Annotated in this window: 9 protein-coding genes; 3 read left to right on the forward strand and 6 right to left on the reverse strand. The window is 67.8% G+C overall.

What is annotated here, in order from left to right:
- The first annotated feature begins 336 nt into the window (after positions 1 to 336).
- Positions 337 to 912: a suppressor of fused domain protein gene (locus ACWDUA_RS16850; RefSeq protein WP_449752152.1), complete on the forward strand. Its 576-nt coding sequence runs from the start codon at positions 337 to 339 to the stop codon at positions 910 to 912.
- Positions 913 to 921: 9 nt separating this feature from the next.
- Here ACWDUA_RS16850 and ACWDUA_RS16855 read toward each other — a convergent pair whose 3' ends face one another.
- Positions 922 to 2,004 (reverse strand): magnesium and cobalt transport protein CorA, encoded by a 1,083-nt coding sequence (locus tag ACWDUA_RS16855; RefSeq protein ID WP_449752242.1) that lies wholly within the window; start codon positions 2,002 to 2,004, stop codon positions 922 to 924.
- Positions 2,005 to 2,225: 221 nt separating this feature from the next.
- On the opposite strand from ACWDUA_RS16855, the gene ACWDUA_RS16860 reads away from it, so the two are divergent.
- Positions 2,226 to 3,107: a glycine betaine ABC transporter substrate-binding protein gene (locus tag ACWDUA_RS16860; RefSeq protein WP_449752243.1), complete on the forward strand. Its 882-nt coding sequence runs from the start codon at positions 2,226 to 2,228 to the stop codon at positions 3,105 to 3,107.
- 36 nt (positions 3,108 to 3,143) lie between these two features.
- Here the strand turns inward: ACWDUA_RS16860 and ACWDUA_RS16865 are convergent, their stop codons facing one another.
- From ACWDUA_RS16865 to ACWDUA_RS16885, 5 genes are all read right to left on the reverse strand, one after another.
- Positions 3,144 to 3,695: a NifU family protein gene (locus tag ACWDUA_RS16865; protein ID WP_449752153.1), complete on the reverse strand. Its 552-nt coding sequence runs from the start codon at positions 3,693 to 3,695 to the stop codon at positions 3,144 to 3,146.
- 28 nt (positions 3,696 to 3,723) lie between these two features.
- The gene (gene feoB, locus ACWDUA_RS16870) at positions 3,724 to 5,790 is read right to left on the reverse strand and encodes a ferrous iron transporter B (protein ID WP_449752154.1); all 2,067 of its coding nucleotides are present in this window, start codon (positions 5,788 to 5,790) and stop codon (positions 3,724 to 3,726) included.
- The gene (locus tag ACWDUA_RS16875; protein ID WP_449752155.1) at positions 5,787 to 6,071 is read right to left on the reverse strand and encodes a FeoA family protein; all 285 of its coding nucleotides are present in this window, start codon (positions 6,069 to 6,071) and stop codon (positions 5,787 to 5,789) included. Before ACWDUA_RS16875 ends, feoB begins: the two co-directional genes overlap by 4 nt.
- A gap of 154 nt (positions 6,072 to 6,225) precedes the next feature.
- Positions 6,226 to 7,053, reverse strand: coding sequence for an SDR family NAD(P)-dependent oxidoreductase (locus ACWDUA_RS16880; RefSeq protein WP_449752156.1), 828 nt, complete (start codon positions 7,051 to 7,053; stop codon positions 6,226 to 6,228).
- A 28-nt stretch (positions 7,054 to 7,081) separates the two neighbouring features.
- Positions 7,082 to 8,614 carry a flavin-containing monooxygenase gene (locus tag ACWDUA_RS16885; protein ID WP_449752157.1) on the reverse strand — a complete coding sequence of 511 codons (1,533 nt, stop codon included), beginning with the start codon at positions 8,612 to 8,614 and terminating at the stop codon, positions 7,082 to 7,084.
- 117 nt (positions 8,615 to 8,731) lie between these two features.
- Between ACWDUA_RS16885 and ACWDUA_RS16890 the strand changes: the two genes are divergently transcribed.
- Positions 8,732 to 9,319: a TetR/AcrR family transcriptional regulator gene (locus tag ACWDUA_RS16890; RefSeq protein ID WP_449752244.1), complete on the forward strand. Its 588-nt coding sequence runs from the start codon at positions 8,732 to 8,734 to the stop codon at positions 9,317 to 9,319.
- The last annotated feature ends 337 nt before the right edge of the window (positions 9,320 to 9,656 follow it).

A 9,656-nucleotide genomic window follows, 5' to 3' on the forward strand; every position in this document is an offset into this window, starting at 1 on the left:
GTCCCGCCCAACGAGTACGAGGCTGCCTACTATGCTGGGGTCACTACCAGCAGGTAGCCCACCAACGAGGTGGCACGAAACCTGGGGTGCTTCACCGTGAGTGTTGATGGGTTGGGGTGGCCTTCAGTGTTGATGGGTTGGGGTGGCCGTGAGTGTTGATGGGTTGGGGTGGCCGTGAGCGTTGATGGGGCGGGGAGCCCGTGAGTGCTGATTGAGCCGGGACCGAGCATCGCGAGGACCCGTGTCGAAATCTCCGGCACCTGTGGGCGCCGCGGGGCCACGTCCTCGTCGACCGGCGTTCACGACAACGAGGCCCGGAACGCTACCGTTGACCTCGTGAGCGCTTCTGTGACCGATCTGATCGACCGCCACCTCGTCGAGTCCTTCGGTGGACAACCGCAGCGGGCGTCGGTCACCTTCCTGGGCGTCGAATCCATCGATGTGGTGCGCTTCGCGGCAGCGGGGGAGATCACGTACGTGACCGTGGGTTGCGCACGACACCCGATGTCCGATCCGGGGGATATCGACCCCGATCCGGTGCGCGGGCCGCGTGCCGAACTGGTGGTCCGGCTCCATGCCGGCGTGGCCCTGCCCGGGCTGCATCGCCGGATGGCCACCCTGGCGGCGGCCCCGGCCGTCGAGGGCCTGATCCTGGGTACCGATGCGCTCCTCGACCTCGGCGAGCCATTATGGGACGGTGCGCCTTTCACCGCGTTCGTCACCGATGGTGATGTGCTGGGCGAACTCTCGCTACCGGAGCCGATGGACCCGGTCCGGTTCTTGCGGGCGGTTCCGATCACCGCCAACGAGGCGGCCTGGATGCGTCTGAAAGGTGTTGATGCACTCCGGGAAGCGTGGGTGGAGGCGGGAATCGACGTCGCCGACCCGCATCGCAGCCCGGCCACCTTGTGACCTCCGGCATCACAGCCAGTGGTGACGCCGGAACACCGCCCACAATCCGAGGCACGCGACCAGTAGCGCGATGACCACGATGAAGAATCCGGGCCGGTCGTCGGACCCGGGCATGTACTCGAAGTTCATCCCGTACAGACCGGCGACCATCGTCGGGACTGCGCCGATCGCAACCCACGCCGAGATCTTGCGCATGTCGCCGTTCTGCTGGATGCTCACCTTGGTCGCGGCGGCGTCGAGGAGTGAGCTCAGCAACTCGTCGTACTCCACGACGTGCTCGATCACGGTGGCGAGGTGGTCGGCGACGTCACGGAAGTGGCGCCGAACCTCTTTGGGCACCAAGGCATTGCCGTTGGCCGTGATCCGCGACAACGGTCCCGCCAGTGGGGTCACCGCTCGGCGCAACTCGAGCACCTCGCGCTTGAGCAGATACACCGGCTCGATGTTGAGCCAGTTCTTCTGCGTTCCGAACACCGCGCGTTCGATGTCGAGGATGTCGTCCTCCATCTTGTCGCTCACGGCCAGATAGCTGTCGACGACGAGGTCGCTGATCGCGTGCATGACCGTCGTCGGTCCCTCGCGCAGACGCTCCGGGCGCTCCTCGAGTCGGTGTCGCACCCCCGACAGATGGGTGTGGTCGCCGTGCCGGACGGTGATCACGAAGTCGGGGCCGACGAAGATCATGATCTCGCCGGTCTCGACCACCTCACTGGCCTGCTCGATCGAGTCGTGCTCGACATACTTCACCGTGCGAAGGACGAGGAACTGGATATCGTCGTAGATCTCGAGCTTGGGGCGTTGATGGGCGTGCACCGCATCCTCCACGACGAGCTCGTGGAGGCCGAAAACGTCGGCGACACCGGTCATCTGGTCATCGTCGGGGGCATGTAGACCCAGCCAGACGAATCCCTGCCCACTCTCGCGCACCGTGCGGAAGGCGTCGGCATAGGAAACCCGCTCGGGTTGTCGGACGCCGTCGATGTAGATCGCGCAGTCGACGACGGCCCGCGCGACCGGAACCGGGATACGCGGCAGCGGCCGGCGGTCGCGTCGTACGGGGATCCCGCGGCTCCCCGGGCGTAGGTTCGGGATCTGGGGCACGTGGTGGATGCTACGCGCATCGGGCCACCCCGCCGCCGTGACCGCCTCGGTTGTGACCGCGCCGACCGTAGGATCGCCTCATGTGCACCGACGCGACCGCGCACGACGCCCCCGTCAGCGCGCACGATCACCGCACCACTAGCGTGAACGCCGTGCGAAACCGTCTGCTGGTCCCTGCGTTCGCGGTCGTGGTGCTGGTGCTGGTGCTCGGCATGCTCACCGGCTGTGCGTCCACCTCCGCACCGCGCACGCTGGTGATGGGATCGGACGGGACGCCCGCGATGTCGGTGATGGCCGAGATCTATGCCGGGGCGTTGCGGAAAAATTCCGGCACCGCCGTCTCCGACGACCTGGTGATCGGCGACGACGCGCAGTTGTTGTCGACGATGGGCCGCACCGAGGTCGACCTGTTCGGCGCGTTCACCGGCACACTGCTCGCCGGGCTGGCCCCCGAACTCGCGCCGACAACCTCTGACGAGACCTACAACGACGTCAATCGTTCTCTGCCACAAGGTGTCTCGGTAGGCGATGAGACCCCGGTGACCAACACGCCGCAACTGGTGGTGGCCACCTCGCTCGCCACCTCGACCGGCGTCACCGATCTGTCCGGCTGCGCGGGATTGCCCGCCGACCTCCCGGTCGCGGTGACCGGCACCCCGTCCGACGTGACGTTGCGCGCCTTCGCCGACGCCGGTTGCCGGCTGGGAGCGGTGCAGACGCTCTCCGATCCGCAGGCGGTGGTGACGCGCGTCGCGACCGGCACCGCGCTGGGTATCCTGTCCCCGCTGCAGCTCGCCGGAGAGGATACGGCCGGCCCCGCCGCGCAGGTGCAGTCACTGCCCGCCCCGAAGCAATCACCGGGCACCAGCACCGCGGGAGCATCGGGCACGGTGCCCACAGCGGTCGGTCCCCGCGCCGAGGACCTCGTGCCCGTCTACCGCACCGCAGCCCTCGACAGCGATCAGGTCAAGACGGTCAACAAGGTCGCCGGCGAGATCACCACCGCCGACCTGGCGACCATGGCGCGCAGGGTGCAGGCGGGCGAGAAGCCCCGGGATCTCGCGCTGACCTGGCTCGGCGAGCACGGCATCTGACCGGGGGAACCGATCGGTCGCGAGCCCGCCGGGTGCTCATCCGATGCTGCGCAGTTCGGTGAACCCGGGCAGCGACCGCAGCCGGATCGCGAGATTCTGCCGCAGCGTCACCGTGGCGGCCGCACAACCATGACATGTACCGCCCATCCGGACGGTCACGACTCCGTCGACCACGTCCACCAGTTCCACCCGACCGCCATGCGAGGCGGTGTATCCACCGAACTCACCGGCCAGCACGGACCGCACACCGTCGGCGATCTCGGCATCGGCCCCGGCCTGCACCGCGTCGTCGGGGTGCCGGGCACCCGCTCCCGTCACCGGCCATCCGCCTGGCCGCGACAGCACCGTGAACAGGGCATCACGGACGGTGGGTCCATCGGTACGCGGGTCGTGCCCGATGCACAGCCGGGTGTCGACGCGGCCGGGCTGCACCCGAACCGTCTCGAGGACACCGGCGTCGACCAGCGCCCGCAGTTCGCCGGGCAGTTCCGACACCGAGACCTCGCCGTCCATCCGGATCAGACCGGGACCCACCCGCCAGCGGATCACCGCGGGATCGGCCGGGTCCGTGGGGGCGGGGAGCAGCATGACCGGTCGTTGCTGGGGTGACATCGCGCTACCCGGTGACCGCTGCGGTGATGACGTGACCGAGGTAGCCGGCAACCCAGGCGAGGACGAACATGTACGTCCAGGCGATCGCCGGCCAGCGCCACGAGTTGGTCTCACGGCGGATCGCGCCGACGGTCGACATGCATTGCAATGCGTAGACGAAGAACAGCAGCATCGCCACGATCGTCGGCGGGGTGAACACCTTCTCACCCACGTGCGGGCCCTGCGTATAGGTCATCTCGCCCAACGCCGACGCCGGGTCCTCGGGGTCCTCTGCGGCAGCGATCTGACCCAGGGTCGACACCACCACCTCGCGGGCCGAGAACGACCCCAGGATGCCGATGTCGATCCGCCAGTCGAAGCCCAGCGGGGCGAACACCGGCTCGACGAACTTGCCGATCGACGCCGCGAAGCTGTTGTCCATCACATACGAGCGGGATGCGGCCTCGCCCGCCGCGTGTGCCTCGTCGGCCGATGCCCCGTCGGCGACGGCGGCGGCCACGGTGTCGGTGCGGACCTTCTCGGCCTCCTCGGTGTGCGCGGGCAGCGACAGCAGCAGCCACAGCACGATCGAGGTGAGCAGGATGATCTTGCCGACCTTGCGCAGGAACATCCGGGTGGAGTCCCACATCATCATGAACACCGACTTCAGCGACGGGACCCGGTACGGCGGCATCTCCATGTAGAACGGCATCAGGCCGCTGCGGAGCGGTCTGGTGCGCTTGAGGACCGTGGCCGCGGTCATCGCCGAGACCGCCCCGAGCAGGTACAGCCCGAACATCACCGCACCCTGGGTGTGGACGGGGCCGAACCGGGAACCCGACGGGATCAGCATCCCGGTGAGCAACACGAACACGGGGAGACGTGCCGAGCAGGTGATGAGCGGTGCCGACATCGCGGTGGCGATGCGGTCCTTCGACGACGGCAGGGTGCGGGTGGCCATGATGCCGGGGACCGCACATGCGAACGACGACAACAGTGCGACGAAGGCCCGACCCTCGAGGCCGACGCGGCTCATCACGCGGTCGGTGAGGAATGCCGCCCGCGACATGTACCCGATGTTCTCCATCAGGGAGATCAGCAGGAACATCAGCAGGATCTGCGGGACGAACACCAGCACACCGCCGACACCGCCGATCAGTGCGGTGGAGAGGAAATCCGCCAGGATGGGTTGGGACACATGGTCGGTGACCACCGTGCCCGCCCAGCTGAAGAACTGCTCGATCCAGTCCTGGAACGGTGCCGCGACGGTGAACACCACCTGGAAGAACAAGAACATGACCACCAGGAAGGCCAGCAGGCCGGCCACCGGGTGCAACAGCAGCCGGTCGACCATCGCGGTGGCGCCGTGCCGGGCCGGCGCCCGGTAGGCCGAGAGTTCGAGCACCGATGCCACCCAGTCGGCGAGCTGGGGACCCCCGTCGTCGGGTGGCCCGACGGCCGGACGGCTCCACGATGCCGGGTCGGCGAGCAACTCGCGGATCGGTTCGAGCGTGGACTTGCGGGTCCCGATCACCGCGCGCACCGGGACGCCGAGCGCGTCGGACAGGCCCTGCGGGTCGACATGACCGCCGCGGCGTTCCATCTCGTCGGTCATGGTCAGCACGACCGCCACCGGGATCCCCAGGTTGAGGGTCTCGGCGACCAGCGACAGCGAACGCTGCAACACCGTGGAGTCGACGACGACGAGTGCGGCGTCGGGCGCGGTGGTCCCGGGGAGGCGGTCGGCCATCAGGTCCGCGACGACCTGCTCGTCCGGCGAGATGGGATCGAGACTGTAGGCACCCGGAAGGTCTTCGAGGTGCACGATGGAGGGCGAGTCGTGTCGACCCGGGTCGCCTCCCGTGTCCCCACCCGGGGCACCGGCCAGGACCGGTACCTTGCAGCGGCCGACCGACCGGGACACGGTGACGCCGGGGTAGTTGCCGGTTTTCAGTCGCAGTCCGGTGAGTCCGTTGAACACCGAGGTCTTGCCGGCGTTCGGGCTGCCGATCAGCGCGACGCGGTCGATCCGGGCGCCGGCGGAGTCGGCGTCGGGCAGTTCGGTCCCACCCGCGTCGTGGCAGTCGCTCATCCCCGGCCCCCGTCCACGGTGCCGTCAGGTACAGGTGCGCACTCGATGTAGCTCGCCTCGTGGGCCCGCAGGCAGATCTCGTAGGACATCACCCGGTACACACACGGGCTGCCGAGCGGCGCGCGACGCACTTTGACGACGTCGGTGCCGGGCACGAAACCGAGTCCGGCCAGCCGCCGGCGCACCGGGGCCGGACAGGTGTCGGCGAAGCCGGCGATCCGAGCGGATCGCCCGATCGGGAGATCCGCGACCGGGGTCCGGACCCCTTCGGATGTCGTCATCACTGCCTGCCTTTCCTGCGATGCAGGCACCGAGATCGCGCCCCGCCCTCCGATACTAGGTTCGGCTTACCTCGCAGAGGAGAGGCATTGGTCACGATGTCGGAAATGTCGTTCCCGCAGCCGGGCGAAGCGAACGAACCCGGCGCCGCGCAGGTCAGGCTTTCGACAATGCCAGCCCGGTCACCTTCGCGGTGACCCACTGATACTTCGACGCGACCAGCCGGACCCAGATGTCGAGGATCTTGGCATCGGCACCGACGAGAACGCGGGCCTTGTTCTTGCGGACCCCGTCGATGATCACGTCGGCGGCGTCCGCCGAGGACATCCGGGCGAGGTATTTGTCGAAGAAGTCGGCGGTGGCCTTGGCATCGTGGTCGCCGGAGGTGGTGGCGTTGCGGGCGATCGCGGTCTTGATCCCGCCGGGGTGCACACAGGTGACCTTGACCGGATGCTTGGCGACGATCATCTCCTGGTTGAGTGCCTCGGTGAAGCCGCGGACGGCGAACTTCGCCGAGTTGTAGGCGGCCTGACCGGGCTCGGCGAGCAGCCCGAACAGCGACGAGGTGTTGACGATGTGGCCGTCGCCGGAGGCGATGATGTGCGGCAGGAAGGCCTTGGTGCCGTTCACCACGCCCCAGAAGTCGACGTCCATGACCCGCTCGATGTCCTTGAACTCGGTGCGTTCGATCTCACCGTGGTGGGCGATGCCGGCGTTGTTGAAGATGATGTTGACGGTTCCGTAGTGGGCGACGACCGCCTGGGCGTAGTCGAGCACGGCCTCGCGTTCGGCGACGTTGAGGATCTGGCTGTGCACCGGTGCGCCGGTCTCGCGGATCAGGTTCTCGGTGACCTCGAGGCCGGACGGATTCAGATCGGAGATGGCGAGCTTCGCGCCGAGCCGGGCGAGCTTGACGGCGAGGTCACGGCCCATTCCCGAGCCGGCTCCGGTGACGACGACAACCTTGTCGCGAAAGTCCTTCATGTGCTCCCTCTTTCGGTTCGTGTGGGCGTCAGGCGCCGGTGACGGCAGGGACGTGGTCTGCGGGTGCGGGCGCAACGGCCGGGGCGTCGGCCCGGATGTCGTAGGCGTCGGCGTCGAATGTCTTTGTCGCACGCCTGAAGTCGAAGGTGAATCCCGGCCACAATGTGGTGATGTTGCCGTGCTCGTCCTTGTACCACGATCCGCATCCGCCGTTGACCCACACGCTGTTGCGCAGCTTGTGCTGGATGCCGGCGTTGTAGCGCTGCTGGGCGGCGGCGGTGACCTCGGTGCGGGTGGCGCCGAGGCGGCGGGTGGTGGCGATGTAGTCGACGAGGTAGTTCAGCTGTGACTCGATCATGTACACCATCGAGGTGTGGCCGAGGCCGGTGGAGGGGCCCACCATCAGCATCAGGTTGGGGAAGCCGTGGACGAATCCGCCCTTGTATCCCTGCATCCCGCCCTCGGCCCACACCGCGGCCAGGCTGTTGCCGCCGACGCCGACGATGTGGCCGAACACCGGCGAATCGGTGACGTGGAACCCGGTGGCCACCACCAGGATGTCGATCTCGCGCGCAGTGCCGTCGCGGGTGACGATGCCGGTCGGGGTGACGTGGTCGATGCCATCGGTGACCAGGTCGACGTTCGGGCGGTCGAGCGTGGGATACCAGTTGTTGGACTTCAGGATTCGCTTACAGCCGATCTGGAAGTCCGGGGTCACCGCGGCGCGCAGGGCGCTCTCGCGGATACCACGGAAGATGTTGGCGCGGGCCAGCATCTCGACCGGCTTGAGCGCGGCGGGCGAGTAGGTCATGCCGAACGCGATGAGCTCGTTGGAGGCGTAGATCCCGGCGCGACCCGCGGTCTGGGTCAGCGGGATGTTCTTGAACGCCCACCGCTCGAGCGGGGTGTACGGCCGTTCGGTGCGGGGCACGATCCACGGCGCGGTGCGCTGGTAGACGTCGAGCCGGCCGGCGACCTCGGCCAGTTCGGGGACGATCTGGATGGCCGAGGCGCCGGTGCCGATCACTGCGACACGTTTGCCGGTGAAGTCCACGGTGTCGTCCCAGCGGGCCGAGTGCATCACCGTCCCGGCGAACGATCCGATGCCGTCGATGTCGGGGAGGTTGGGCTCACACAGCGGTCCGACCGCGCCGACCAGATGGCGTGCGCGGTAACGGGTCTCGGCCCCGTCGGTGGTGGTGTCGACAAGCCAGTGGCGAGAGTCCTCATCCCATTCGGCGTGGGTGACCTCGCTGCCGAAGCGGGCCTTGTCGCGGACGCCGTGGGCATCGGCGACCGCGTTGATGTAGCGGTGGATCTCCGGCTGGTGTGAGTAGGTCCGCGACCACCCGGGGTTGGGGGCGAACGAGTAGGAGTACAGGTTGGACGCGACGTCGCAGGCGGCACCGGGATAGGTGTTGTCGCGCCAGGTACCGCCGAAGTCGCGGCCGCGGTCGAGGATCACGTAGTCGTCGACGCCGCTCTGGGTGAGCTTGATGGCGGCTCCGAGGCCGGAGAACCCGGCCCCGACGATCGCGATCTCTACATCATGCGTTGTCATGGAAGTCACAATAGACACCTGTTGAACAGCGGTCAATAGCTATTGACGCGAGATCAATAAGCTAGGATCGTCCCCGTGACCACAGCGAACACCTCCCGCTCCGGCCGCCGGACCCGGATGAGCCCGGAGGCCCGCCGCGACCAGTTGATCGCACTGGGAATGGCGATGGTCGACGAGAAGCCGCTCGACCAGGTGACCATCGACGCGATCGCCGAGGTCGCCGGGGTGTCGCGTGCGTTGCTGTTCCACTACTTCGCCTCCAAGCAGGACTTCCACCTGGCCGTCTTGCGTGCCCTGGGCGAGCAGCTGATCGCCTGTACCACCCCCGACGACTCGCTGGACGACCCGATCGCCATCCTGGCGAGTTCGCTGTCGGCGTTCGTCGACTACGTCAGCGATCACGGCGGCGCCTACACCGCCTTCCTGCGCGGTTCCTCGAGCGCCGACTCCGCTGTCCGTGAGGTCGCCGACGCCACCCGCTCGGTCATGGTCGACCGCGTCCTCGACCACGCTCCCGCCTTCGGCCTCGAGGTGACCCCGCGTGCGCGCGTCGCGGTGTCCGGGTGGGTGACCTTCGTCGAGGAGGTCACGATCTCGTGGCTCACCGACCCCGACGTGATGACCCGCGACGAACTGCTCGACCTCATCTGCAACACACTGCCCGCCATCGCCCTGAGCGTCGGCGGAGCGCTACCGGAGCGGTGAGTAGGCGCGGCCCGTTTCGGTGGTCGAGCCGATAGGGAGTGTGGCGACGAGGCGTGTCGAAACCTCTGTCGGCCGGGTTGCGGGCGGTACCACTTTCGGGGTGGTCGCCACGGAACGTTTGCTGCGGAGATTTCGACTCGGGTCCTCGCGATGCTCGGTCCCGGCTCAATCATCAAGTGCGGGTTGGTGGTCGAGCCGATAGGGAGCGTGGCGACGAGGCGTGTGGAAACCTCTGTCGGTCGGGTTGCGGGCGGTACCACTTTCGGGGTGGTCGCCACGGAACGTTTGCTGCGGAGATTTCGACTCGGGTCCTCGCGATGCTCGGTCCCGGCTCAAT

This window comes from Gordonia sp. NPDC003376, from assembly GCF_053589235.1.